The sequence below is a fragment of the Pseudofrankia coriaricola genome (genome assembly GCF_032027725.1).
Lineage (GTDB): Bacteria > Actinomycetota > Actinomycetes > Frankiales > Frankiaceae > Pseudofrankia.
The window spans coordinates 69684-94918 of the sequence record NZ_JASNFO010000011.1; the positions used below are offsets into that span (position 1 = coordinate 69684).

General features: G+C 71.3%; 23 protein-coding genes. 9 read left to right on the forward strand and 14 right to left on the reverse strand.

Annotated elements, in window-relative coordinates:
• Positions 1-86: 86 nt before the first annotated feature.
• Positions 87-755 (reverse strand): MOSC domain-containing protein, encoded by a 669-nt coding sequence (locus tag QOZ89_RS07755; RefSeq protein WP_071051140.1) that lies wholly within the window; start codon positions 753-755, stop codon positions 87-89.
• Positions 756-1036: 281 nt separating this feature from the next.
• On the opposite strand from QOZ89_RS07755, the gene QOZ89_RS07760 reads away from it, so the two are divergent.
• The 4 genes from QOZ89_RS07760 (at position 1037) to QOZ89_RS07775 (ending at position 6063) form a co-directional block, all read left to right on the forward strand.
• Positions 1037-2779 carry an amino acid adenylation domain-containing protein gene (locus tag QOZ89_RS07760; protein ID WP_312623401.1) on the forward strand — a complete coding sequence of 581 codons (1743 nt, stop codon included), beginning with the start codon at positions 1037-1039 and terminating at the stop codon, positions 2777-2779.
• Between the two features lie 112 nt (positions 2780-2891).
• Entirely contained in the window at positions 2892-3884 is a 993-nt protein-coding gene (locus QOZ89_RS07765) for an iron-siderophore ABC transporter substrate-binding protein (RefSeq protein WP_312623402.1), read from the forward strand.
• Positions 3885-4083: 199 nt separating this feature from the next.
• Positions 4084-4800 (forward strand): GNAT family N-acetyltransferase, encoded by a 717-nt coding sequence (locus QOZ89_RS07770; RefSeq protein ID WP_312623403.1) that lies wholly within the window; start codon positions 4084-4086, stop codon positions 4798-4800.
• Positions 4801-5055: 255 nt separating this feature from the next.
• A complete protein-coding gene (locus QOZ89_RS07775) occupies positions 5056-6063 on the forward strand; it encodes an acyl-CoA desaturase (RefSeq protein WP_312623404.1) in 1008 nt (335 codons plus the stop codon).
• Between the two features lie 12 nt (positions 6064-6075).
• Here the strand turns inward: QOZ89_RS07775 and QOZ89_RS07780 are convergent, their stop codons facing one another.
• The 4 genes from QOZ89_RS07780 to QOZ89_RS07795 form a co-directional block, all read right to left on the reverse strand.
• Positions 6076-6303 (reverse strand): hypothetical protein, encoded by a 228-nt coding sequence (locus QOZ89_RS07780; protein ID WP_071051142.1) that lies wholly within the window; start codon positions 6301-6303, stop codon positions 6076-6078.
• Positions 6304-6464: 161 nt separating this feature from the next.
• Positions 6465-8294: an FUSC family protein gene (locus QOZ89_RS07785; protein ID WP_312623406.1), complete on the reverse strand. Its 1830-nt coding sequence runs from the start codon at positions 8292-8294 to the stop codon at positions 6465-6467.
• A gap of 291 nt (positions 8295-8585) precedes the next feature.
• Positions 8586-9689, reverse strand: coding sequence for an NAD(+)/NADH kinase (locus QOZ89_RS07790; RefSeq protein ID WP_312623407.1), 1104 nt, complete (start codon positions 9687-9689; stop codon positions 8586-8588).
• The gene (locus tag QOZ89_RS07795; protein WP_071051145.1) at positions 9686-10348 is read right to left on the reverse strand and encodes a TetR/AcrR family transcriptional regulator; all 663 of its coding nucleotides are present in this window, start codon (positions 10346-10348) and stop codon (positions 9686-9688) included. The genes QOZ89_RS07790 and QOZ89_RS07795 overlap by 4 nt, the downstream gene beginning before the upstream one ends.
• 40 nt (positions 10349-10388) lie before the next feature.
• On the opposite strand from QOZ89_RS07795, the gene QOZ89_RS07800 reads away from it, so the two are divergent.
• Complete coding sequence (locus QOZ89_RS07800; protein WP_071051146.1) at positions 10389-10742, forward strand: DoxX family protein; 354 nt, start codon at positions 10389-10391, stop codon at positions 10740-10742.
• Positions 10743-11037: 295 nt separating this feature from the next.
• Here QOZ89_RS07800 and QOZ89_RS07805 read toward each other — a convergent pair whose 3' ends face one another.
• The gene (locus QOZ89_RS07805; protein WP_071051147.1) at positions 11038-12048 is read right to left on the reverse strand and encodes a sigma-70 family RNA polymerase sigma factor; all 1011 of its coding nucleotides are present in this window, start codon (positions 12046-12048) and stop codon (positions 11038-11040) included.
• Positions 12049-12258: 210 nt separating this feature from the next.
• Here QOZ89_RS07805 and QOZ89_RS07810 point away from each other — a divergent pair, with 210 nt between their 5' ends.
• Together QOZ89_RS07810 and QOZ89_RS07815 are read left to right on the forward strand one after the other, a co-directional pair.
• Positions 12259-13770 (forward strand): DHA2 family efflux MFS transporter permease subunit, encoded by a 1512-nt coding sequence (locus QOZ89_RS07810; protein WP_312623408.1) that lies wholly within the window; start codon positions 12259-12261, stop codon positions 13768-13770.
• On the forward strand, positions 13763-14512 hold the full coding sequence (locus QOZ89_RS07815; RefSeq protein WP_071051149.1) for an SDR family oxidoreductase: 750 nt from the start codon (positions 13763-13765) through the stop codon (positions 14510-14512). The genes QOZ89_RS07810 and QOZ89_RS07815 overlap by 8 nt, the downstream gene beginning before the upstream one ends.
• Positions 14513-14858: 346 nt before the next feature.
• Here the strand turns inward: QOZ89_RS07815 and QOZ89_RS07820 are convergent, their stop codons facing one another.
• Together QOZ89_RS07820 and QOZ89_RS07825 are read right to left on the reverse strand one after the other, a co-directional pair.
• Positions 14859-15044, reverse strand: a complete 186-nt coding sequence (locus QOZ89_RS07820; RefSeq protein ID WP_071051150.1) for a hypothetical protein — start codon at positions 15042-15044, stop codon at positions 14859-14861.
• A 68-nt stretch (positions 15045-15112) separates the two neighbouring features.
• The gene (locus QOZ89_RS07825; RefSeq protein ID WP_071051151.1) at positions 15113-15541 is read right to left on the reverse strand and encodes a DUF2000 domain-containing protein; all 429 of its coding nucleotides are present in this window, start codon (positions 15539-15541) and stop codon (positions 15113-15115) included.
• A 48-nt stretch (positions 15542-15589) separates the two neighbouring features.
• Between QOZ89_RS07825 and QOZ89_RS07830 the strand changes: the two genes are divergently transcribed.
• Together QOZ89_RS07830 and QOZ89_RS07835 are read left to right on the forward strand one after the other, a co-directional pair.
• On the forward strand, positions 15590-16465 hold the full coding sequence (locus QOZ89_RS07830) for an AraC family transcriptional regulator (protein WP_083419250.1): 876 nt from the start codon (positions 15590-15592) through the stop codon (positions 16463-16465).
• Positions 16466-16874: 409 nt separating this feature from the next.
• The gene (locus QOZ89_RS07835; RefSeq protein ID WP_071051153.1) at positions 16875-17369 is read left to right on the forward strand and encodes a hypothetical protein; all 495 of its coding nucleotides are present in this window, start codon (positions 16875-16877) and stop codon (positions 17367-17369) included.
• 67 nt (positions 17370-17436) lie between these two features.
• On the opposite strand, the gene QOZ89_RS07840 is transcribed toward QOZ89_RS07835, so the two are convergent.
• The 6 genes from QOZ89_RS07840 to QOZ89_RS07865 all read right to left on the reverse strand — a co-directional run bounded on the left by QOZ89_RS07840 (position 17437) and on the right by QOZ89_RS07865 (position 24652).
• Entirely contained in the window at positions 17437-18030 is a 594-nt protein-coding gene (locus tag QOZ89_RS07840) for a PaaI family thioesterase (protein WP_083419251.1), read from the reverse strand.
• Between the two features lie 116 nt (positions 18031-18146).
• On the reverse strand, positions 18147-19154 hold the full coding sequence (locus QOZ89_RS07845; RefSeq protein WP_071051154.1) for a sugar phosphate isomerase/epimerase family protein: 1008 nt from the start codon (positions 19152-19154) through the stop codon (positions 18147-18149).
• Positions 19155-19191: 37 nt separating this feature from the next.
• Positions 19192-20406 carry a Gfo/Idh/MocA family protein gene (locus QOZ89_RS07850; protein ID WP_071051155.1) on the reverse strand — a complete coding sequence of 405 codons (1215 nt, stop codon included), beginning with the start codon at positions 20404-20406 and terminating at the stop codon, positions 19192-19194.
• A 111-nt stretch (positions 20407-20517) separates the two neighbouring features.
• Positions 20518-21591, reverse strand: a complete 1074-nt coding sequence (locus QOZ89_RS07855) for a substrate-binding domain-containing protein (protein ID WP_071051156.1) — start codon at positions 21589-21591, stop codon at positions 20518-20520.
• Between the two features lie 239 nt (positions 21592-21830).
• Entirely contained in the window at positions 21831-23108 is a 1278-nt protein-coding gene (locus tag QOZ89_RS07860; protein ID WP_083419252.1) for an ABC transporter permease, read from the reverse strand.
• Positions 23105-24652 (reverse strand): sugar ABC transporter ATP-binding protein, encoded by a 1548-nt coding sequence (locus tag QOZ89_RS07865; RefSeq protein WP_071051216.1) that lies wholly within the window; start codon positions 24650-24652, stop codon positions 23105-23107. The genes QOZ89_RS07860 and QOZ89_RS07865 overlap by 4 nt, the downstream gene beginning before the upstream one ends.
• Positions 24653-25235: the final 583 nt, after the last annotated feature.

Here is a 25235-nt window from a genome sequence, read left to right on the forward strand (position 1 = left end):
ACGCAGAAAGCCGTGCGACGCACCTTGGCCCAGAACGTGTGAGCCGTTCATGATCTGGTGTGATTTTCGGGCTATCACTTCGAAAATCACACCAGATCATGAAGCTCGCCTCCGACGGGAGCCGGCGGAGCGAGCCGCCGCTCGACCTTCTTCCGCACGTCCTCCGCCAGGAGCCGCGTGACCCCGGCGAGGGCGGGGAGCTGGTCGGGATCAGTCGTGAGCGCCTGGAAGACCTGCCCGACGGTTATCCCGTGATCGGGCCGGCGCAGAATCCTGATCGGGTCCCCGGCGGAGACGTCTCCTTCACCCAGAACCCGGAGGTACGCGCCGGGCGTGCCGCGCTGGATGAAACGCTGAATGAGGTCGGGGACGTCCCAGAAGCCGGCGAACACGCGGCATGGTATGCGCGGCGCCGTCACCTGGAGCACCGCGGACCCGATGGCCCACATCTCGCCGATCAGAGCACCGGTGACATCTATCCCCAGTGAGGTCAGATTCTCGCCGAAACTGCCGGGAGGGATGCCGCGGTCAAGCGCGCTCTCCCACCAGGAGAAATCCTCCTGGGCGTAGACGTACGCGGCGCGGTCGACACCGCCGTGAAACGTGAGGTCGCAGATGGTGTCCCCGGTCAGGCCGACACGGCCGACGCGCACCGGCCCGCTGACGGGACGCTTGTCGATCCCGCTCCGGCCCTTCCGCCCGGTCCACGCGTCATTCCGGACGACGGCGAGATTGACCGCAAGAAGACTCCCCATCGGATACCCCAACATCCGCAATGAAAGACCTTGAACAGAGGCTACGGTCTCGCGGCCGGGCGGGGACGGTCCCACGCGGCGGTCGCCCGGCGGACCTGGCATCTGGAGGCAGTCCGTGATCACCCGAAAAAGGTTTGTTAGGTAAGGCTAACTCTTGTGTAGGTAAGGCTTACCTGCTAATCTTCCTGCGCGTCAGGTCCGACTTGGCCTCCGCCGCCCTCGGGAGTTGGCCGTGTGTGTGCCGGGGCAGGCTGGATCTTGCCCGCTGACCGAGGGGAACGATGGTGAGTTCGCGCTCTGGCGACGGTGCGTTGCCGGCCCGGCCGGTCGACGGACCGGCGACGCTCGAGAACTTCAACGACTTCAGCGTGCCCGCGGCCATCACGACCGTCGTCGATCTGTTCACGGCCCAGGTGCGGAGCACGCCGGAGGCGACCGCCGTCGTGGCTCCCGGGGCGCGGATGACCTACGGGGAGTTCGGGGCGCGGGTGTTCCAGCTCGCGCGGGTACTGCGCGCCCGGGGCCTCGGCCCGGAGGACATCGTCGGCATCCGGCTGGTCCGGTCCGCCGAAATGGTCGTCGCGCTGCTCGCGGTCATGGTCGCCGGCGGGGCCTTCGTCCCGATCGAGCCGGGATGGCCCGACCAGCGGCGCCGGCGGGTGCTGGCCGACGCGCGGGCCCGGCTGATCGTGACCGATGCGGAGGCGCCGGCCACGCCCGGCGGCCTGGTAGACGGCGGCCTGGTAGACGGCGGGTTGGTCGACGGCGGGTTGGTCGACGGAGTGCCGGCCGTCCCGGTCGACCTGGACGCCTGGTCCTGGGGCGCCGAGTCGGCCGAGCCGCTCGATCTGCCGATCCCACCGGCGGGGCTGGCGTACGTGATCTTCACCTCAGGGTCGACCGGCGCTCCCAAGGGGGCGATGATCCGGCATGACGCGATCGCCGAGCGGCTGCGGTGGCAGGTGACGGACCTGTTCGGCTTCGGCCCGGACGACGCGTCCTTGTTCAAGGCGCCGCTGTCGTTCGACATCTCGATCAACGAGATCCTGCTGCCGCTGGTCTGCGGCGGCCGGCTGGTCATCGCGGAGCCGGACGGCGAGCTCGACCCGGGATACCTGGTCGACCTGATCGAGGGCGAGCGGGTCACCTTCGTCTACCTGGTGTCGTCGATGCTGGACATCCTGCTGGAGGCGGCGGAGGGCACGGAGGCGCTGGCCTCGCTGCGGCATGTCTGGTGCGGCGGAGAGGTGCTGACGCCCGCGCTCTTCGCCCGGTTCCGCGCCCAGCTCGGTACGGCGATGTACCACGGCTACGGACCGGCCGAGACGACGATCGGCGTCTCCCACGTGATCTACAAGGACGACGCCGAGCGTCTCGCCGCGTCGATCGGCCGGCCCAACCCGCACACCCAGCTCCACGTCGTCGACGACACGATGGCACCGGTGCCCGACGGCGAGGTCGGTGAACTGTACGTGGCCGGGTTTCTGCTCGGCAGGGGCTATGTGAACAACGGGCCGCTGACCGCCGCGCGTTTTGTCGCGAACCCGTTCGTGGGCGGTGGCGAGCGGATGTACCGGACCGGGGACCTCGCCCGCTGGAACGCCGCCGGCTGGCTGGAGTTCGTTGGCCGGGCCGACAACCAGGTGAAGATCCGCGGGATGCGGCTCGAGCTGGAAGAGGTGGAGGCGGCGCTCGCCACGCACCCCCGGGTACGGCGGGCGGCGGTCGCGGTGTCCCGCGACACCGCCGCGCCCCGGCTGCTCGCCTTCGTCGTCCCCGATGCCGGCGCGACCGCCGCCGACCGTGCCGGGGGCTCCCCGGCGCCGGGGACGGCGGGTGAGCCGTTCGCCGACGAGGTGCTGGCCTGGTGCGCCGACCTGCTTCCCCAATACATGGTGCCGAGCGTCGTGACCGTGCTCGACACGCTCCCGGTCACCGCCGGCGGAAAGGTGGACCGCCGCGCTCTGACCGAATCGGCGTCAGCGACCGCCCGCCCACGGACGCCATCCGTCGGACGGCGATAACCCTGATTCGGCGCGACGCAGGTGGACGACATCCCAGGTCGACCAGCCGCGCAATCTCACCCGTGACCGCGAGCTGTCCAGGCGCGCGGCCTGACCATGGAAACGAGAAAGAGTGCGAAACAGACTGAAACTCATTCCGGCGTTTTTCCTCGCCGTCATCGCGCTCGCCCTCGCGGCGGGCTGCGGCGGCAGCGACGACGGCGACGGGACGCCGGCGCCGGCGAGCGCGGCCTCGGGCAGCTTTCCGGTCACGCTGAAGGACAAGTTCGGCACCGCGGTGGTCCCGGCCGAGCCGACGCGCATCATCGCGCTCAGCTACGAAGAGGACACTCTGGCGGCGCTCGGCATCACGCCGATCGCCTACGGGAAGAACGAGTACAAGCCCGACGGCGTCTTCCCGTGGCTGACGGGGAAGGTCGACCTCTCGAAGAGCACCGCGCTCGACACCGCCGGGGACCTGAACCTCGAGCAGATCGCGGCGCTGAAGCCCGACCTGATCCTGGCCACGAACTTCTACGGTCTGGCGGACTACTACGACCGGCTGTCCAAGATCGCGCCGACCGTGGGCTTCACCGACGACGCCGGTATCGCGACCTGGCAGGAGAACAGCACCATCATCGGCAAGGCCGTGGGCCGTGAGGCCGACACCGCGAAGGCGATCGCGGCCACCGGTAAGATCATTAAGGACACCGCGACGGGCCTGCCCGGCCTGGCCGGAAAGACGTTCAGCTACTCCTTCTACTACGAGCCGGGTGGCCTGGCGGTCATCGACGACCCGGAGACGGTCTCGGTCCAGCTCTACTCCGAGCTCGGCATGAAGCTCGCGCCGGGCGTCACGGAGAACGTGGTCGACCGTTCGCTGAGCATGGAGAAGCTCAGCGCGCTGGACGCCGACTTCGTGCTGATCGGGTACGCCACCCCGGACCTGAAGACCGAGATGGACAGCAATAAGCTGTTCACCGAGATCCCGGCGGTCAGGGCGGGACGGGTCCTGGAGGTCGACGCCTTCACGGCGGGCGCGGTGAACAACCCGACGATTCTCAACATCCCGTGGCAGCTCGAGCAGCTCAAGCCGACCCTGGCCAAGGCCGCCGCCAGCAGCTGACCCCCGGCGGAGCGGAGCTCGCGTGGCCTTCGCCGCGCGAGTGGCAACGGTGACCGGCCAGCGAGCGGCGTTCACCGCCTCGGCCCACTGGCCTTTGGCCATATGGCCGGGTGCGGCGCGTAAGGGACCGCACGTCCGCTGTTCCTGGCCCGGGCCTGTGGAGGCGGCGGTGTCGTGCGGGTCGGTGATGATGGGTGGCATGCCGCGACGAAACGACCTGGGACAGCTGGTAGGAGATCCAGTCAGCTGGTCGGGAGCGCGACCGCCATGGACGCGGGTGTTCACCGGGCGCTCGGTGCGTCTGTGCCCGTTGTCCGTCGAGGAACATGCGCGGCAGGTGGTCGAGCAGCTGAGCCCGCATCCCCAGCTGTGGACCTACCAAGGCGACGACGCGCCGGCCGACGCGGAGGAGGCGGCCCTAGGGATCACTGTCATGACCCAGCGGGCGGACACATGCGCGTTCGCGATCGTGGACCTGGCCAGCGGGGTGTTCCAGGGGCGGGTGGCGCTGTTGCGCAGCCAGCCGGACGTCGGGTCGATCGAGGTCGGCGGGATCATCTACGCGCCGTCGCTGCAGCGGACCCGAGCCGCGACCGAGGTGCAGTACCTGCTCATGAGGTACGCCTTCGACGACCTTGGTTACCGCAGGTACGAGTGGAAGTGCGACAGCCTCAACCAGCCCTCCCGCGTGGCCGCCACCCGGTTGGGCTTCGTGGAGGAGGGCACCTGGCGCAACGCCCTGGTCGTCAAGGGGCGCAACCGGGACACCACCTGGTACTCGATCGCCGACCACGAGTGGCCCCTTGTCCGCAAGGCGCTCGAAGCCTGGCTCGCGGACGACAACTTCGACGGGGCCGGCCGCCAGCGACGGTCGCTCGCCGAACTGCGAGCACGCCTCGGCGACGGCCCGGCATAGACAGACCTACCCGACGGGATATTCCCCCAGCCGTTCCAACGGACTCACCCGGACGACACGGCGGTTTCACCCGATTGTCCTTTCGGCGGCTGCTCGCGGATGACAGGCTGACGGGACTGGGCAAGATCCTCGTAACGCAGGGAGTGGCGATCTGTTTACCGAAGTAGAGCGGTATGCGTTTCCCGCCGGCCGAGTTCTTTGCGGTCTCGGTCCCCGCCGGATCGGTGTGGTCCCGGTGATCGCGGACGTCGCGTGGTGATTCTGGACCGCCAATCGTCGTCGGCGCCTTCGAGGCACTCCCGTGATGGCAGGGGAACGTCCACCCGCCCTCGCATCGACGGATCGCACGAGAGCGCGCCACCCAGATCGGGCGTCATCACGCTGAACCTCGTGTGGTTGGCTGTGCTGACCGTACTGGCGGCCGTGGCCGTCGGGCGTGTTGTCTATCACGGCGTCAGCCATGACGTTCTCGCCTGGACGGTCGGCAGCTATTTCGTGACCGGCTTCGGGGTCACGGTCGGATACCACCGATACCTGACGCACGAGGGCTTCCGGTGCTCGGCGGTTCTCCGCGCCATCCTGCTCTTCACAGGCGCCATGGCCATCCAGGGGACCCTGGAAAGCTGGCGCAGAACGCACCTGGCCCATCACGCGCACACCGATGTGCGGGATCTCGACCCGCACACGCCGAACCAGTACGACGGTTTTTGGATGGGTCTGTGGCATTCGCACGTGGGCTGGATGATGGTACATCAACAGCTTCCCGAGCCGTTCGACCAACGCAACGACGTCGATCTGCTCGTGCGGTGGCAGCGTCAGTACTACGCGGTGCCGGCGGTGTTGAGCTTCCTGATCCCGTGGGCCGCGACCGGCTGGCAGCTCGACGGGCTCCTCGTCGCCGGCTTCCTCCGGGTCTTTCTGCTGTTCCACTTCACGGCCTCGATCAACTCCGTCTGCCACATCTGGGGAACTCACGGCAGCCGGAAGCCGTCAGCGGTCCGCACCGCTCGCCTGGCTCGTGACTTCGCCGTGATCGCGCTCCCGACCATGGGTGAGGGATGGCACTGGATGCATCACGTGATTCCGGGGTGCGTGGTCCACGGGTCCGGCCTGCGTCCCGATCCCACGAAATGGCTGATCTGGTCGCTCGAGCGGTCGGGTCTCGCCCGGGACGTCAAGTGGTACAGAAAGGAGCGGGCCAGAATTCTCGGCTACCGGCCCGCTCCGGTCGCCATGGACGCCGGCGGCCATCTGGATCGGTGACCGCCCGCGGGGCTACGGCCGGACCTCGACCGTCCGGACTGTTCGCCACGACACGACCACCTGGCCGCCGCCATCCAGTGGGAACGCCGTCACGTCGCCCTGAGTGATCCATCCTTGGATGTCCCGCATGAACGCGGTTATCCGGGCATCCCAGGGCGCAGGGGCGTCCACCAGGCCGCCGATGTCGACCCGGTGCTCGATGGTGCCGTCAATAACGAGCGAGACGCCCACAGTTGTCACAGGCCTCAGCCTGTCATGCCGGTCGGGCGTTGGGTGAACCCGGTGGCGATGGAGGGTCACGTCGCCGTGGGTGCGGGATCCGTTGCTGTGCGGTCGACGGGTTCGTCCGGGTCAGGAAGTCTCGCCGGACGGGGGTAGCGCTCCGGCCGCCCGGGCGACCGTCACAGCCTCGGCCAAGGCGGCGAACTCGGTCCGCAGGGGGTGAAGGCGGGCAGCGCGGACATCGGATCTCCGCCGGACACCGGAAGGCCGGTCATCGCGTCCGCGCATGCCTGGAACGCGGCGCGGACGGCGGTCGGTCCGGCAGGCAGCGACCCGTGGAGACCGGCCGGATCGGCCAGCACCAGATAGCCGAGCCGGCGGGCGGCGACCACGGCGGGCCAGAGCAGGTCGGCCGTCCGTGGTCCGCGTATCCACTCGTCCTCGGCGTCGACGTGCAGGGCGGTCATCCGGGCGAGGGCCGTTTCCAGCCGTTCGCGGGCATCGGTGACTCCCGCCGCGCGACTGGCGTCGCCTGGGCCTTCACCGCCTGCCGTGAGCCGGAGGATGAGCAGGTCGCCGGTCGCGTCGAGGGAGTCCGCCATTGCCCGCGGCAGCCTGCGTTCGGCGGCGTGCGGCCAGAGCAGCAGGACGACGACAAGGCCGACGGCACAGCCCAGCAGCGTGTCCAGCAGTCGTGGTGCGACCAGCTCGGCTGGGGGCGTGCCCGGTCTGGCGAACTCCACGAGGATCAGGGCCAAGGGTGTGATAAGCACCGTGGCCAGTGCGTAGTTCGCCGCCATGAGGACCTGGGCGGCCCCCTCCAACACGGCGATCATGGCGATCAGCCACCAGGCGGGCAGCTGCACGCTGAGGATGCCCAGCGCGACCACCGCTCCGATGGCCGTCCCCGCGGCCCGCTGCAGTGACCGTCGGCCGGCGGCGCGGACGGTCGTCCCCTGCACCACCGTGGCCGCGGCGGCCGGAGCCCAGTAGGGATGGTCCACCCCGGCGGCGATCGCCAGCGCCGCCGCGACGAGCCCGGCCAGGCCGGCCCGGGCCGCCAGTGGCCAGGCCAGGGCGTCCCGGTCCAACCGCCGGCGCCGCTCGGCCCGGGCGGCGGGCAGTAGTGGGGCCGCCGGCCGGTCCGGCGCGGGATGAGCCAGCCCGGCGACGGCCGCACAGAGGCCGGCTCGCGCCCTCGAGGCCGCCGCCCCCACGCCTGGCAGGCCGGCACGGTCCTGGTCCTGGTCGACCAGGTCGGCACCGGTGCCACCAGCGTCGACCTGGATCCCGGCGGCCAGTTCGCGCAGGGTTGCGGGGAGAGCGGGTGGGACCGGTTCCCGGGTCACGGTCGCGTAGGAAACGGACGCGTCGAACACGTGCTGCGCCCCGTATGCCACCGCCGACAGTGCTCGCCTGCTCCGGTCCTGCCCGGAGCCTTCCCTGAGCACCGTCCTGAGGTGGCGAACGGCCTGCGCGGCGTTGTGCCGCGCGGAGTCGTAGTCCGGCGTGCCGATCGCCTCCAGCATGTCGGCGAGGCTGGTCAGGGCCGTCGCGGCTGCCCGCCGCGCCGGCCCGTGCCGGTCCGGGAGCGACGCGGATATCGTCAGCAGCCAGGCGAAACCGGCGCCGGCCAGCGTGAGCGCGACGCGTTCCCCGATCCGCTCGACGTCCTGCGGAAGCTGCGTCGCCACGGCGCAGCTGATAATGAACGGGTATGCCCCAGGAGCGGGCACGTCGAACGCGCGCACGAGTAGGGTCGCCAAGGCCGCCAGTCCGGAGATCCCCACCGCGATCGTCCAGCTGGCTCCCGCCGCGGTTACCCCGATCGCGGCGGACAGGGCGAGGCCGACTCCGATCACCGGTAGTGCCCGTGCTCGGAAGGCCAAGGCCGCGTCCGGAAAGTAGGCGGCGATGAAGGCACCGAACGTCGCCAAAAGTCCGTCCTGCGGCTTTCCGGCAAGTTCACCGACAGTCAACGGCACGGCGAACGCGATTGCGCAGACCATGGCTATCCGCAGCCGCCCGCGAGGGCGGGCCACGCCGAACACCGCGCCGATCCGGCTCGGGCCAGCGGGCGCGGGAACCGGAGGACGGGGCGGGTCGCTCGTCATGAGGCGGCGGCAGGGCTCGGCACCACACCGCAAGCATTCCCCAGCCCTGCCGATCGACCGCGGTGGCCGGCCACCGCGAACCGGGGCTCAGGTACCTCGGCCGGTCCACGAGATCAGCGACGACTCTGGCTACCCGGACCCGCGTCCCCGCGACGGACGCGTCGATGCCCTGACCGGGTCAGCGGGTCATGACGGTGTGGGACGGCCGTCGCGCGGCCAGGTCGGCGTCGGCTCGACCTCGGCTGATCCCATCAGCCGCAGCTTGCGTTGTGCGCGCTCGTAGAAGGTCGTCCGGCCGAGGCGGACGACGTGGGCCGCGGCGGGCCGCGGATGCAGGATGACGCATGCGCCCGGCTCGACGTAGCCGGACACGCGGCCGTCGACCTCGACCGCGAGCCGACCGCTCGCCGGCAGAACGTCCAGAGCAAGCGCGTCATGCACCGACAGCACGAGCCCGCGGTTGAACGCCGAGTGCGGAGCCGCCGGGGTGACGAGAAGCGCCTCGACCGACGGACTGACGATCGGCCCCCCGGCGGAGAAGCTATAGGCGGTCGATCCGGTTGGCGTGGCGACGACCACCGCGTCAGCGGCGTAACTGACGAACGGCCGGCCGCCTACCCGCAGGGCGACCGCGGCGCTGCCGTGACCGGGTACTCGCACGACAGCGACGTCGTTGAACGCGCTGACCGTCTCGCCGTGCACCTCGGCGTCGACCGCGAGCCGCGGTTCGACCGTATACAGATGTTGGTCGATCGCGGACAGGGCGTCGGGCAGATCGGGTACGTCGACCTCCGCCAGGAAGCCCAGCCTGCCGAGGTTGACGCCGAGCACGGGCGCGTGTCCGCCGTCGGCCAGCCGCATCGCCCGCAGCATCGTGCCGTCGCCGCCCAGACTGACGATCAGGTCGCTACGACGGCCCAGCTCCGCCGCCGGCACCGGAAGGGCGGCGCATCGCAACCGCCGGATCTCCTCGTCGACGCCGAGCACCTGGGCACCGCGGACGGCGGCCCAGTCAACGATGGCGGTCACCGCTTCAGCCGAGTCGCGAAGAGGGTGCAGCACGATCCCCACCGTGTGCATCCGTTTCGCTCCGCTCTCCGCCGCCACCGGTCCCCACGGCCGCGTACAGCCGCGGCCCCGCCTCATTCTGCTGACGATCGCCGCGGGCTGCCCAGCAGTCTTCCAGGGGAACGCTGTCTCTTGCGCGCCCCAGACGGTCAGCGGCGGGATCCGGTCGGCGAGGGCGGCGAGCGCGGCCAGCACTATGTCGTCGTCCACGCCGTCCCTCAACGGCGGTCGTCCTCGGATGCCGGACCGAGCAGTGACACGAAGACGTCTTCGAGCCAGCGGGTGAGGTGGGCCAGGTCCCAGCCGCGCTCCTCGACGAGCAGCGCGACCGCGTGCCAGCCCACCAGCGCCCACAGCGTGTCGGTGGCGTCGTCGACGGACAGGGTGGGCCGCAGGCCGCCGGCCTCGGCCACGGCACCGACGACCCGCCGCACGTCGTCGTGGCGCTGGCGCTGGGATTCGCGCCACGCCTCTCGCAGCGCTGGGTCGGTAACGGCGGCCTGCTCGAACGCGCGGTAGATCGGGTAGAGCCGCAGCAGGGTCGGCGCACCGATCCGGGCGGCGAGCCTGGCCTGCGCATCCGGATCGCGGGTGGCGAACAGCGCCTGCATCTCCGGCCGGTCGGCCAGGGCGACCGGCTCGTCGTCGCCGACGATCGCCCGGTCGACGGCGAGCAGCAGCAGCTGCGGTTTCTCGGCCACCGCATAGACCGACTTCGGCGTGACCCGGGCCCGCTTCGCGATCGCCGCCATCGTGGTGGGGGCGTACCCGTGCTCGGCGAACAACACCGACGCGGCCGAGATGATCGCCTCTCGGGTCGCCGCGGCCTGTTCTGCCCGCCGCGGGGCATGGTAGGGCCGCGATTCTTTCGCTACAGTCATGCTCACCTCATTTCATCGACACTATAGCGAAGGGTGTTCCATGTTCATTCTCACCGCCGTGCTGTCCTTGCTCCTCGCCGCCGTGATGGCACAGTCCGCGGTCCGCAAGGCCAACCCGGACAAGCAGACGTTGCTGCTGCGCGACCGCCTCGGCGTGCCGCCGTGGCTGTGGACCGCGGTCGGTCTCCCGGAGGCGTTCGCCGCCGTCGGCCTGGTGGCCGGGTTGTGGCGGGCGCCCCTCGGCGTCGCCGCGGCCGTCGGCGCCGCGCTGCTGATGGCCGGCGCCGTCGCGTTGCACCTACGGGTGCGATTCCTGGGGGCGGCCCTGGTACCGCCGATCGGCGTCGGGGCCTTCGCCGTCATCGTCGTGGTGCTGCGCGCCGTCACGGCCTGACCGATACCGCCGAGCACGCCGAGGCGGGCGGCGGCCTGTGGGATGCCAGGACTGGGCACAGTCGACGACCGGCGCGTACGGGAACAACCCGCGACGGCCAGGCACCCACAGGCGGCAGGCCGGTCGTGCCGCCGCAAGGTCGGGGCGTGCCGTCGTCGAGATCGCCGATGTTCGGGGACACCGTCGAGCCCGACGACGCGGTCCACGAAGCGCCGGTCGCGGCGGCGATGTTACGCGAACCCGGCGGGTGGGCCGATCGAGCCGACCGTCGTATGGGTCCCCGTGAGACGCACCTTTAGTCGAGGGTCCGGGGCAGGCCGAAGTGCGGGGCGACCGTTGTCTCGAAGCGGGTGATCTCCCGGACCAGGTCGCCGGCGACATCGATCACAATGATCCCGGCGAGGTGCAGGCCGCCGGTGACCGGATCGCGGAGGTACTCGCCCCACGCGGGCTGGCCGTTCGCGCGCACGGGCACCAGGCGATCGATCCGCCGCAGGCGGGAGCGGACGGCGGTGAAGAACTGGCGGATGGCCTCGCGGCCGCGGTACTCGAACGGCAGCGGCGGCATCCGTACCCAGGCGTCGTCAGTCATGAGCGCCACGAGCGCGTCGACGTCCAGGTCGGTGAAGGCGGCGACGAAGCGGTCGAGCAGCGCGCGTTCCTCGGGACTCCGGGGCACCGGCGGCGGCGGGCCGGGCGAGCGGGCCGCGTCCATCGTCGCGCGGGCGCGTCGCAACGCGCTGGTGACCGCGTCCTCGGTGAGCCCGAGCAGGTCGGCGGTCTCGCTCGCGCGGTACCCGAGCACGTCTCGCAGGATCAGGACGGCCCGCTGGTTTGGCGGCAGCAGTTGGACCGCGGTGACGAACGCGAGCGAGATCGCCTCGCGGGAGGCGTACTGGGCCTCGGGCCCTGGCGCCTCGTCGGGCAGCCCCTCCAGTAGGGCGTCCGGATACGGCTGCAGCCACGGGACCTCACCCAGGTGAGTCGGCTCCGGCGACGGCGCGGGCAGGGGCGGCGCGGGCAGGGGCGACGCCGTCGTCGGCCGCCGCGTGGACGAGCGCAGCAGGTTGAGGCACCGGTTGGTGGCGATCCGGTGCAGCCAGGTCCGCACCGAGGAACGCCCTTCGAAGCCGGCCAAGCCGAGCCAGGCGGACAGCATCGTCTCCTGCACCGCGTCCTGCGCGTCCTGGAGCGAACCGAGCATCCGGTAGCAGTGCACGGCCAGCTCACCGCGGTAGGGCTCGACGAGGTCGGCGAACGCGTCGCGGTCGCCGTCGCGGGCCCGCTGGAGCAGTTCCGCCGACATCTGCCACCTCCGTCTGGTCGTCTCTCCACCTACTGACCCCGGGCGTGAGCGGAACTGGTCGCCGTCGGGCCGCCCAGTTTCCGGCGAGCGTCGGTTCTGTTCCTTCGAACGCATCCGTACCGGCCGCGGACCGCCGTGCGACCTGGCGGCCTCGGCGGTCGACGACGTGCGAACGCCCATGAGGGCGGAACCGAAGGAGAACGACGCGACATGTCAGTGTCATCGACGACTACCGGGCCCGGCGTTGAGCCGGCACCGGCACCGGGCCTGGACCGGGGCGACCGAGCCCCGACCACGCTGCCCACCGAGCCGGGCGCCCAGCCGGCGCGGCGGGCCTGGACGCTGGTCCTGGCCTCGCTCGGGGTGTTCATGACCGCGCTCGACACGCTGGTGGTGGCCAACTCCCTGCCCGCGCTGCGGGCGAGCCTGCACGCCGATCTCGGCGATCTCGAATGGACGGTGAACGCCTACAACCTGGCGTTCGCGGTCGCGCTCCTGACCGGGGCCGCCCTCGGCGACCGGTACGGACGCAAACGGACCTACTGGATGGGCCTGCTCGGGTTCACCCTTGCCTCCGCCGCGGCGGCGCTATCACCGAGCGTCGGCGTGCTCATCGCGGCCCGCGGCGTGCAGGGCGTGGCGTCGGCGGCCATCATGCCCATGACGCTGACCCTGATCAGCGAAGCTTTCCCGGCCGACCGGCGGGGCGCCGCGATCGGGCTGTGGGGCGGTATCACCGGGCTGGCGGTCGCGCTCGGGCCGGTCGTGGGCGGCGCCATCGTCGGCGGGATCAGTTGGCATTGGATCTTCTGGCTCAACGTCCCCGTCGGCCTGGCGCTGGTACCGCTGTCCATGGCCCGGCTTAACGAGAGCTTCGGTCCCCGGTCGCAACTCGACATCGTCGGGCTGGTGCTGGCCGCCGCCGGATTCTTCGGCATCACCTGGGGCCTGATCCGCTCCAGCCGGGTCGGCTGGGACAGTGGACAGACCATCAGCGCGCTCGGAGCAGGCTTCGTCCTGGTCGCGGCGTTCCTGGTGTGGGAGCGGCGCACCGCGACGCCGATGCTGTCGGCGCGGCTGTTCCAGTCGCGGGCGTTCAACGCCGCCAACGGCGTCAGCTTCTTCATGTACGCGTCGCTGTTCGGCGTGCTGTTCCTGATGATGCAGTTCCTGCAGACCGGGCTCGGATACTCGCCACTCGCGGCGGGCCTGCGGACCCTGCCGTGGACGGGTGCCCCGATGGTGGTCGCGCCCATCGCCGGCGCGCTGGCCGACCGGTTCGGGAATCGTCCCTTCCTGGTCGTCGGCCTGGCCCTGCAGGCCGTCGGGCTGGGCTGGATCGCCGCCATCGCCGAACCCGGGATGAGTTACCGGTGGCTGGCGGTGGCGCTCGGCGTCGCCGGTGTCGGGATATCGCTGTGCTTCCCGACCGTCGCCAACGCGGTCGTCGGTTCGGTGCCCGCCTCGGAGATGGGCGTCGCGTCGGGCACCAACAGTTCGGTGCGCGAGATCGGCGGCGTGTTCGGGATCGCGATCCTGGCCTCCGTCTTCGCGGGCTCCGGCGTCTACACATCCACGCGGACGTTCGTCGACCACTTCACCACGGCCGTGTGGATCGGGGCGGCGTTCTCCGCGGTCGGGATCCTCGCCGCCGCGGCCGTCCCAGGTCGCCACGACCTCACCCCGATCCCGACAGCATCGACCGGAGGACAGCATGAATGACCTTTCGGACCGGACCACTCTCGTCGTCGGCGCGAGCCGGGGCCTGGGACGGGGGATCGCCCGGACCTTCGCCGAGGCGGGTGCCCCGACTGTCGCGGTCGCCCGCACCGGCGCGGCGCTCGCGGAGCTCGCCGCCACCGACGCGCGCATCCGGACCGAGGTCGCCGACGCCGCCGACGCCGCGGCGGCGGGGAGCCTCTTCGACCGCTACGAGCCGTCGATCGTCGTTCTGGTCGCCGGCGCCAGCCCGCTGATGCGTCCGCTGCACCACCAGACCTGGGAGACCTTCTCGGCCAACTGGCACACCGACGTCCGGATCGCGTTCCACTGGCTCCGGGAGGCCCTGCTCCGGCCGTTGCGGCCTGGCGCCACAGTGGTCGTGGTCAGCAGTGGCGCCGCGCTGGCCGGGTCCCCGCTCAGCGGCGGATACGCCGGCGCCAAGGCCACCCAGCACCTGATCACCGGCTACGCGCGCGACGAGGCGGACCGCGCCGGCCTGGGAATCACCTTCACCGCGGTGCTTCCCCGGCTCACGCCACTGACCGGTCTCGGGCAGCCCGCGGTCCGGGCCTACGCGGCGCGCGGCGGCCAGTCCGAGGATGACTACCTCCGGCAGCTGGGCGAGCCCCTCACCCCCGAGATCGCCGGGACCGCCCTGGTCGACCTGGCGCGGGCCGACGCCGCCACCGTCGCGCCCGGCTACCTGCTGACCGGCGACGGCCTGAGGGCACTGCCACGGTAGGCCGAGGGAGTCTCGCGACGAAGCAGGCGAGCCAAAGCTGTGGGACGCGATGGTCCAGGACGGCGGCGAGTGCCCGGTCTGGGTGAGCGGCGTCGCGATCATCGATCATCATGGCAGTTCCTCATTCGCGGGAGAAGGCCGCCGGACGGCGTACCACCACCCGCGGTGAGCAGGGCGGCAACGCCGTCTGCCGGCCGGTCGTCGGCGGCGACGCGGTCGCATCGTAGGAGGCTCCCGGCCACGCGCGCGGCCTTCGTCCGACCATGTGGCCTTCGTCCGGCCGTCCGGGCTTCGTCCGACCGTCTGGCGCTTGTCCGGCTGTCGGCTGGTCCGGGCGGACCCACCGTCAGGCCGGGCCTGGCCCCTGGTCGGCGAACCGCCACCGGAAGGAATGCACCTCCAGCTCGCCGACCGGCGTGTCCTCGCCTGCCACGAGCCGGCAGTAGCGCACGGCCCGGTTACCCGCACCCGACTCGATCGTCTCCGTGTAGCGCAGACCGGGCTCCAGCACGACGTCGACCACCGGATGCATGTCCCGAATGTCTGCCCCCCGGATAGATCGCGCAAGACGCCGAGCCGCCCAGGCCGACTCGCCGTCGGTCAGGTGTGCAGGCGGGCGCCTTTGAGGATCTTGTCGACGGCGTTCCGCGGGCCGTGGAGGGCGAGTCCCGCCAGGTCGAGCTGATCGCGGGGGACCGCCCGCACGGCTGCCCTGTTGTCGTGGTCGTTCCCGGTCGCGAACAGGTCGGAGGTGAAGACGGCCATCGCGATGCCCCGTGCCAGCGCGCGGGAGTGCGCTGCCGTCATGGTCTCCTTCGACCCCGAGAAGACGAGGACTGGCTGGCGGAACATCGGAAGGTAGCGCGTGTCGTCGGCGTCGGCGTACGGCTCGCCGATCAGCTCCGGATCCGCGGCGGCGATGCCGCTGGCGAGGAACGCGCAGACGTTGAGTCGTTGCCAGGTCGCCAGATCGTCGCGCACCATCACGGCGATCTTGGTGGTGAAGGGGACAGGCCCGTCTGTTGACATGGGTGCAATCTGTACGGCGCCGGCGCGGCTGTCTTGTACGTTCCTGACGTGGCCGGACGTTCGGACATCGCGGCGTGGCGGCCTTCGGTGAGCGGAATCGTCGAGGTCTTCCACGCCCGTTTCACCGAGCACGCGTATCCGTCGCACACCCACGACGCCTGGACACTGCTCGTCCTCGACGAGGGGGTCGTGCGGTACGACCTCGATCGGCGTGAGCACGGCGCGCTGCCCCCGTTCGTGACGCTGCTGCCGCCGCACGTTCCCCATGACGGCCGCTCGGTCCGTCCGGAGGGATTTCGCAAGCGGGTCCTGTACCTGGACCGCGCCCTACTCGACGACGGCCTGGTCGGCGCGGCGGTCGACGCTCCGAGCCTGCGGGATGCGGCTCTGCGCCGCGAGGTCCATCAACTGCACAACCTGCTCGCTCGTCCGCATGAGCTGTTCGAGGCGCAGAGCCGGCTTGCGCTGATCCGGGAGCGGCTGCTGGGGCACCTGCGCCCCCGGCTCGGCGACCCGCCCGTCCGCCGGGACTCCGGGGTGGCCCGCCGGTTGCGGGACCTCCTGGACGGGAGCGTGCCGCGGGGCCTGTCACTCGACGAGGCGGCCCAGGCGCTGAACGCCCACCCGGCGCACCTCGTGCGCGCCTTCCGGCGGGAGTACGGTCTGCCGCCGCACCAGTACCTGATCGGCCGCCGTCTCGACCTGGCCCGCCGCCTGCTCCTCGCCGGCCACCGCCCGGCGGAGGCGGCCGCGATGGCTGGGTTCTACGACCAGTCCCACCTGACGCGCCACCTCATCCGCATGGTGGGGACCGCGCCTGGGCGCTATGCCAGGGGACTGGCACCGGAGACGGTCACGGGAACTGGCCGGGCGGAGTCTCGAGCGCTCCCACCCGTGTACCCGTCGCGTCGAGCGAACGACTAGCACCGCCCGGCCGTAGACCGAGTGCCGGCCCTAGTGGCGCTTCAGGCGCCCGTTTGGCAAGGCTGGCCCGGTGACCTCGTCACGCTGTGAGCTTGATCGGCGGAACTGTACTGGGATCCGAACCGGCCGGGGCTCGGAGTTCGGATCCCAGTACGGTCCTGGCGATCTTCCGGGCTGGAGGCCGGGTGAACGTTGCCGGGAGCGGTGCTGGCGATCTTGGCGTTCCGCGGAACGCGGGGACGGCGCGCGTGCCGTCCGGCCCCGCGGGCTCGGGCGGTTGGTGGGGGCGGCGCGGGGGAGTGGTTCCTTGTCCTGGCCCGCGGAGGCGGACCGGTAGGGTCCCGTCGAGACGACGGAACGTGAGCGGCCCCGGATGCCATCTGGCCGGCCCGAGCAGAGGAGAGCACTGATGACGGCAGTCGAGGTGCGGGAGGTGACCGAGTCGCTGCGGGCGCTCGGGATTGCCGTCGTCGCCGATGAGCCGGAGGTCGATGAGGACCTTCCGGTCGTCAGCTGGGAGGACGACCTCCAGGGTTTCCTCGAGGCCGCGAAGGACCTCGAGCCGGCCGAGGCGTACGTCGGCCCCCTCACGATCGACGATGACCTGGTCAGCTCGCTCGAGGATGACGACGACCTGGACGAGTCCGAGCGTGCGTCGCTCAAGAAGATCCTTGACGAGGCGCGGGCGCTGGTCGGCCAGGAGGTCGGAACTCAGTCGATCTTCCTCGCCGATCACATGATGCACGAGTACTACTCGCTGATCCCGGCCGCCCATGACCTGTTCGAGCGCATCGAGCAGTTCGCCGACGCCCTTGCCGACGACGACGCCTGCGGCTGCGGCCACGACCATGAACACGAACACGATCACGGCCACGCCGAGCTGAAGGTGGTCGCCGCCGAGTAGGCGCGCGGGTAACCACGCGGCGGGCCGATGGCGGCTGGAGCACGGAAGAACCCTGGGTCCGGGCTCGCTACCCCGTGAGCGGGAAGATCAGGCAGGTCGTGCTCGCTGTCGCGACGACCCGGCCGGCCTCGTCGCGGACGTCACCCTCCGCGAAGGCCACCCGCCGCCCCGGCTTGGTGACCCAGCCGTGCGCGACCAGATCGGTCCGCGTGCCCGGCTCGACCCGCACCGGGCGCAGGTAGTTCACCTTGATCTCGATGGAGGTGTACCCGACGCCGGCTGGCAGGGTGGAGTGCACCGCGCAGGCCGCGGCGGTGTCGAGCAGGGTGCAGACGAGCCCGCCGTGCACGACCCCGATCGGGTTGTAAGCTGACTCGTCCGGCGTGCACGCGAACCGGACGTCTCCCGGCTCGACGCCCACGGGCCGGAAGCCGAACATCGCGGCGATGGGCGGCGGCGGGACCTCGCCGTCGCGCAGCGCGCGCAGGAACTCCAGACCGCTCATGGTCGCGGCGCGCGCGGCCGTCGCCAGCGGGTCGTGCCAGTTGACGGTCTTGTGTCGCGGTTCCCCCCAGGCGTCAAAGGCCGGCGGCGGGCTCACCAACAATTCCGGTGGCACCGACTCCGACGAGGGCGGCGTGGACGGGTCCGCGATCGTCATGGCGGCACCCTACCATCTAGGTTCGATAGGCGAACCTAGATGGACTGTCGCGCCGAGAATCCCCTGACGCCGTCCGATTTCCGCCAGGGAATCGATCTCGTCGCGAGACCGGCAGGTCAGCCACCGGAGCTGAAGGCGGCGTCGAACGCGGCGGACGGCGGGTCGACGGCGAGCCGGCGGACGAAGGCCAGCGCCTCCGGTGCCCCGGCGAGGCGGTCCATGCCTGCGTCCTCCCACTCGACCGAGATCGGCCCGTCGTAGCCGATCGTGTTCAGCATCCGGAACGAGTCATCCCAGGGGACGTCGCCGCGGCCGGTGGAGACGAAGTCCCAGCCGCGCCGCGGGTCCGCCCACGGCAGGTGGGAACCGAGCCGGCCGTTGCGGCCGTTGCCGACCCGGCGTTTCGCGTCCTTGCAGTCGACGTGGTAGATCCGGTCGCGGAAGTCCCAGAGGAACCCGACCGGGTCGAGGTCCTGCCAGACGAAGTGGCTCGGGTCCCAGTTCAGCCCGAACGCCGGCCGCCGGCCGATCGCGTCCAGCGCCCGCACCGTCGTCCAGTAGTCGTAGGCGATCTCGCTCGGGTGCACCTCGTGCGCGAACCGAACGCCCGCGGCGTCGAACGCGTCCAGGATCGGGTTCCACCGGTCGGCGAAGTCGCGGTAGCCGGCGTCGACCAGCTCCTGTGACACCGGCGGGAACATCGCCACGTACTTCCACGCCGCCGACCCGGTGAAGCCGACGACGGTGTCCACCCCGAGGCGCGCCGCGGCGTGCGCGGTCGCGATCATCTCCTCGGCGGCCCTGGCCCGCACGCCATCCGGGTCGCCGTCGCCCCACACCCGGGCGGGCACGATGTCCCGGTGGCGAACGTCGATCGGGTCGTCGCAGACCGCCTGCCCGGCCAGGTGGTTGGAGATCGCCCAGACCCTCAGGTCGTTCTTCTCCAGGATGTCGAGCCGGGACCGGGCGTAGGCGTCGTCCTCGGCGGCCCGCCGAACGTCGAGATGGTCACCCCAGCAGGCGATCTCCAGGCCGTCGTAGCCCCAGCCGGAGGCCAGCCGGGCGACCTCCTCGAACGGCAGGTCCGCCCACTGGCCGGTGAACAGGGTGACCGGTCGCGCCATGATCTGTCCCTACCTTCCTCGTGACCTTCGCTCGCGGTCAGTTCTCGACGGGTGCCCAGCACGAGCCGTCCGCGGCGCTGCGGTCGACGGCGTCGAGGACGAGCTGCACCTGCAGGCCGTCGGTGAAGCTCGGGGTCGGCGGTGTGCCGGCGGCGATGGCGGCCACCAGGTCGCGCACCTCATGGGTGAACGAGTGCTCGTACCCGAGGGCGTGGCCGGGCGGCCACCAGGCGTCCAGGTAGGGGTGGTTTGGCTCCGTGACCAGGATGCGGGTGAAGCCGGCGGTCTCGCCGTCCACCCGGCCGTCGTAGAACTCCAGCTCGTTGAGCCGTTCCAGGTCGAAGACCAGGGAGCCCTCGGAGCCGTTCACCTCGACCCGCAGCCCGTTCTTGCGGCCGAGCGCGAACCGGGACGCCTCGTAGCTGGCGAGCGCCCCGCCGTCGAGCCGGGCCAGGAACAGCGCCGCGTCGTCCACGGTCACGGTTCCGGTACCGCCGCCGCCCTGCCCACTGCCGCCACCCGGCCCGGTAGCGGACAGCCCGCTGGCCGACAGGCCGGACGCCGCCGCCGGCAGCGGCCGCTCCCGCACGAAGGTCTCGGTCATCGCGCAGACGCCCGTGACCCGCTGGCCGCTGATGAACTGGGTGAGATCGACGATGTGCGCGCCGATGTCGCCGAGCGCGCCGGACCCGGCGATCTCCCGGCGCAGCCGCCAGGCCAGAGGGAACTCGGGGTCGACCAGCCAGTCCTGCAGGTAGACGGCGCGCACGTGGCGCAGGGTGCCGAGCCGGCCGGCGGCGACCAGGTCGCGGGCGAACGACGCGGCGGGGATCCGTCGGTAGTTGAAGCCGACCGCCGAGCGCACTCCCGCCGCCGCCGCCCGCTCGGCGGCCTCGGCCATCGCCCGCGCCTCCTCGACGGTGTTCGCGAGCGGCTTCTCGCACAGCACGTGCTTGCCGGCGGCGAGCGCGGCGAGCGCGATCTCGGCGTGGCTGGAGCCGGGAGTGCAGATGTCGACCAGGTCGACGTCGTCGCGGCGCAGCAGCGCCTTCCAGTCGGTCTCGTGGGAGCGCCAGCCCAGCCTCGCGGCCGCGGCCGTGACCTTCTCCTGGTCACGGCCGCACACCGCGGCGAGATCGACCTCCAGCGGGAGGTCGAAGAACCGGTTCACCGAGCGCCACGCCTGGGAGTGGGCGGCGCCCATGAAGGCGTAGCCCACCATTCCGACGCCCAGCCGCTGTCGTTCCGTCATTGCGAGATTCTCCAGGTGAGGGACGTCGCTCAGATGTCTCTGCCTCGTCGGCGGCGCGTCGCGCGTCAGGACGGCGGCGCGCCGTCGGTCAGGATGGCGGTGCGCCGTGCGTCAGGACGCGAAGCCGAACTTGAGGTACCTGTCGACGTTGTCCTTGGTGACCGTCACGGAGGCGAGGGTGATCGACGACGGGACGTCGTTCTCGACCAGGTCGGACAGGGTCTTGCCCTGCGCGACGAGGCGGGCCAGGTTGATCGCCGAGGATGCCATCGTCGGCGGGTAGGTGACGGTGGCCTTCACGACCCCGCTGTCCGCCTTGATCAGGTCCATGACGTCCTTGGACCCGGCGCCGCCGACCAGGAAGAACTCGTCGCGGCCGGCCGAGTCGATCGCGGACAGGACGCCGATGCCCTGGTCGTCGTCGTGGTTCCAGAGCGCGTCGATGCGCGGCGCGGCCTGCAGCAGGTTCGCGGCGGATCGCTCCCCGGACTCGACGGTGAACTCGGCCGGCACGCGCGGGCCGACCTTGAGACCGGCGGTCGCGAGCGCGTCCTTGAAGCCCTGGCTGCGCTGCTGGGTGAGGGGCAGGCTGTCGATGCCGGGGATCTCGGCGATGACGGGATTGCTGACCCCCTTGGCCTTGAGCTGCCCGGCGATGTAGTTGCCGGCGGCGACGCCCATGCCGTAGTTGTCCCCGCCGATCCAGGTCCGGTATGCCAGCGAGCTGTCGAAGACGCGGTCGAGGTTGATCACCGGGATGTTGGCGAGCATCGCCTTGCGGGCGACCTCGGTCAGCGCCTTGCCGTCATGCGGCAGGATCACCAGCACGTCGACGCCCTCGTTGATGAGGGTCTCGACCTGGCCGATCTGCAGATTGAGGTCGTTGGTGCCCTCGGTCGCCTTCAGGGTCACGTCCGGATGCACGCCGGCCTGGGCGCGGGCGTTGCGGGTGATGGCGCCGATCCAGCCGTGGTCGGCGGCCGGGGCGGAGAACCCGATGGTGATCTGCTTGCCGGCCGCGGCGTTGTCGCCGCCGCCGCCGGTGGAGACGTTGGTGGCATCGCCGGAGCTGTCGTCGTCGTTGCTGGTGCAGCCGGCGAGCGTCGCGACGCCCGCCACGCCTAAGGCCGCGCCGCCGGCGAGAAACCGGCGCCGGCCGAGCATCGTGCCGCGCAGTTGTGCCATGTCCCGCTCCCTCTGGATCGTTCTGAGCCTGGATCGTTCTGAGCGGCGGTCGGCTCAAGGTCGCCCAGGGGCGACCATCGCCGCTCCGCCTCGGGCGCTGCGCGCCCTCAATGCGTGGTTCCGGGGTTAGGCGTATGGGGGTGGTCGGGCTGGGTCCGGGCTGACGACGTGGTCGGGTTGGTACTTGCGCTGATGCGCCGTCGCCAATGACGGCTGAGCTGCGTGGGTACGGCGCGGGACTACATCCGCGTGTTCTCCCGGGCCAGCCGTTTCTGCAGGAGCACGGCGGCCACGATGATCAGGCCCTTGGCGAGGGCCTGGGTGGAGGTCGTCAGGTTGTTCAGGGTGAAGATGTTGCTGACCGTGGTGAAGATCAGTACTCCGAGGACGGTGCCGACGATCGTGCCGCGGCCGCCGGAGAGCAGGGTGCCGCCGATCACCACGGCGGCGATCGCGTCCAGCTCGTAGAGCAGGCCGTGGGTGGAGGTGCCGGACGTGGTCCGCGCCGTGATCATGATGGCGGCGATGCCGCAGCAGAACCCGAGCAGCGTGTAGAGCCACAGGGTCTGGCGCCGCACGTTGATGCCCGCGAGCCGGGCCGCCTCCGGATTGCCGCCGACCGCGAACGTGCGCCGGCCGAACGTCGTCCGGTTCAGCACCACCCACCCGACCAGCGCGACGAGCGCGAACATGATGACCAGCACCGGGATGCCACCCGGCTCGGCGCGGAAGAAGTCGCGGAACCCCTGGACCCGCACGACCTGCGTCTGCCGGTTCGAGATCTCCTCGGCGAGGCCGCGGGCCGACGCCAGCATCGCCAGCGTCGCGATGAACGGCACGATCCGGCCGTAGGCGACCAGGATGCCGTTCACGAGGCCGCATACGGTGCCGACCGCGAGCGCGACGAACACCATCACCAGGAACGTCGAGTCGCGGGCCATGTTCTGGGTGGCGAGCGTGGTCGACCAGACCGAGGCGAGCGCGACGATGGCGCCGACGGACAGGTCGATCCCACCGCCCGCGATGACGAACGTCATGCCGACGCTGACGACGCCGATGACCGACGCCAGCCGCAGAACCGTGAGCGTGTTGTCGGTGCTGCCGAACCGGTCGCCGGCGGTGATGAGCCCGATGACGCAGATCAGCGCGAGGGCCGCGATCAGGCCGAGGTTCCGGCCGGCGCCGCCGCCGAGCAGCCTCCCCAGCACCGCCCAGCCGGCCATGCCCGGTCCCCGCGCCTCGGCGGCGTCAGCCTTCCCCGCGAGCGCGCCGGTGAGGCCCGGGGCGACGGCGGCGTCCGCCTCGACCGCGGCCCGCTCGACCCGCGCCCGCTCATCCGTCGGCGGTGCCGCGGCTGGCGGCGCGGCGGCTGGCAGGGCCGCGGCCGACGGCGCCGCGGCTGGCGGGATCGCCGCCGGCGGTGCCGCTGCCGGCGGCTCGAGTGGTTCGGCGGCGGCCGGGGCCTCGGCCGCCGCCGGGTCCAGTGCCGGGGCGTCGGTCAGGTGTGGCTCGTTCACGCGACGCGTCCCTCCTCCATGACCAGGTCGAGGACCTGGGACTCGCTGATGTCGGTGGCCGCGGCCTCGTGCACGACCCGGCCGGCGGCGACCACCAGGACCCGGTCGGCCAGCCCGATCACCTCGGGCACTTCGCTGGAGACCAGCACCACGGCGACCCCGGACCGGGCCAGCCGGCGGACCAGGGCGTAGATCTCGTCGCGGGCGCCGACGTCCACGCCGCGGGTCGGCTCGTCGAGCAGCAGCACCTGGCAGTCCCGCAGCAGCCAGCGGGCCAGCACGACCTTCTGCTGGTTGCCGCCGGACAGGGTGCGCACCGGGCGGGCCACCCCGGCCGGCCGGATGTCGAGCGCGCCGGCCTGCTGGCTCGCCGCCGCCGACTCGCGGCCGTCCCGGGTGAACGGCCCGGCGGCGAACCGCGTCAGCGTGGCGAGCGTGATGTTGCGGTAGACGGGCTCGTCGGGCAGCAGGGCCTGGCTCTTGCGCTCTTCGGGGCACAGCCCGACGCCGGCGGCGACCGCGGCGCCGACCGAGCCGCGGCGCAGCCGCCGGCCGGCCACCCGCACCTCGCCGGTGGCGGCCCGGCGGGCGCCGTAGACCGTCTCAAGGATCTCCGAGCGCCCGGAGCCCACGAGCCCGGCGAGGCCGACGACCTCCCCGGCGCGCACGGCGAACGACACGTCGTGGAACTCGCGCGGGCGGCCGAGGCCGCTGACCCGCAGCACCTCGGGGGCGTCCGGGGCCGGGCCGACCCTGGGCGGGAACGCGTGCTCGATGGCGCGGCCGGTCATCATCCGGATGACGTCGTCGGTCGACGTGGTGCGGGCCGGCAGCCCGCGGGCCACGGTGCGGCCGTCCTTGAGGACCGTGACCCGGTCGCCGATCCGGCGGATCTCGGCGAGCCGGTGCGAGATGTAGACGACGGCGACGCCGTGCACGGTCAGGTCGCCGACCAGCCGGAACAGGTTGTCGACCTCGTCCGCGTCGAGCACGGCGGACGGCTCGTCCATGATGATCAGCCGCGCGTCGTGGGACAGGGCGCGGGCCATGCTCACGACCTGCTTGCCGGCCGCGGACAGGTGGCCGACCTCGCGGTTCACGGGGATCTCGGCGTGGCCCAGCCGGGTGAGCAGCGCCCGGGCGGCGTCGTCCATCGCGCGCCGGCGGGACAGCCCGACGCGGGCCAGCTCATGGCCGAGGAAGATGTTGTCGGCGACCGACAGGCCGTCGACCAGGTCGAGCTCCTGGTACATCGTGGCGATGCCGAGCCTGGTCGCGGCGGTCGGCGTCTGCAGGCTGACCTGCTCGCCGCGCCAGTGGATCGCGCCGGCGTCCGGCTGGTGCGCCCCGGACAGCACCTTGATCAACGTGGACTTGCCGGCCCCGTTCTGGCCAAGCAGGCAGTGCACCTCGCCGGCGCGGACGTCGAGGTCGACGCCGTCGAGCGCGCGCACACCGGGGAACGTCTTGACGACACCGGTAACGGCTAGGAGCGGATCGGACGTGTTCGGTAAGGCGGGGTCGTTGTCCACCACTGATCCCATGATCTGCGCCACTTCCGACCAACTTTGATCGGCCTGCAGTCAAGTTAGAGATCCCTTCAACCCAGGTCAAGAGGTCATCTTCATAAGTTTCAAAGTCATTGACGAAAGTTCGATGGAGCGGCCCTGTGCCGAAGACGGGCGACCGGTCGACCGTGATCGATGAGGGTCGTCCTCGTCGGCCTTGGTTGCAGCTCGTCTCACCTGCGCTTGCTAGGCGCTTGCCATAGCAAGCGCAGGTCGGTCGGCGGTTCGGCCCGGTGAACTGTGAGAGGGGCGAGCGCCGCGACGACGTCTGATGGAGCAGGGACACCCTGCGCTGGTCGCCACCACGCCCATCTCCCCGAGGTCGGAGCGTGGCGACTCACAGGAAGAACCCGTTGATCGCTGAGCAGCGGTGGCACGCCAGCCCGGGCGCGACGACGGGCCAACGCCGGCGAGCCGGGGAAGCGTCGATACTCCGCTGGATCATGGCCGGGTCCATGATCCAGAGGGAAATCCTCGGACCGGTGATCGAGGCGTCGCCGAGGGTCGCACCAGATCATGGCCCGGCTCATGATCTGGCGCGATTTTCGGAGTCGGAACT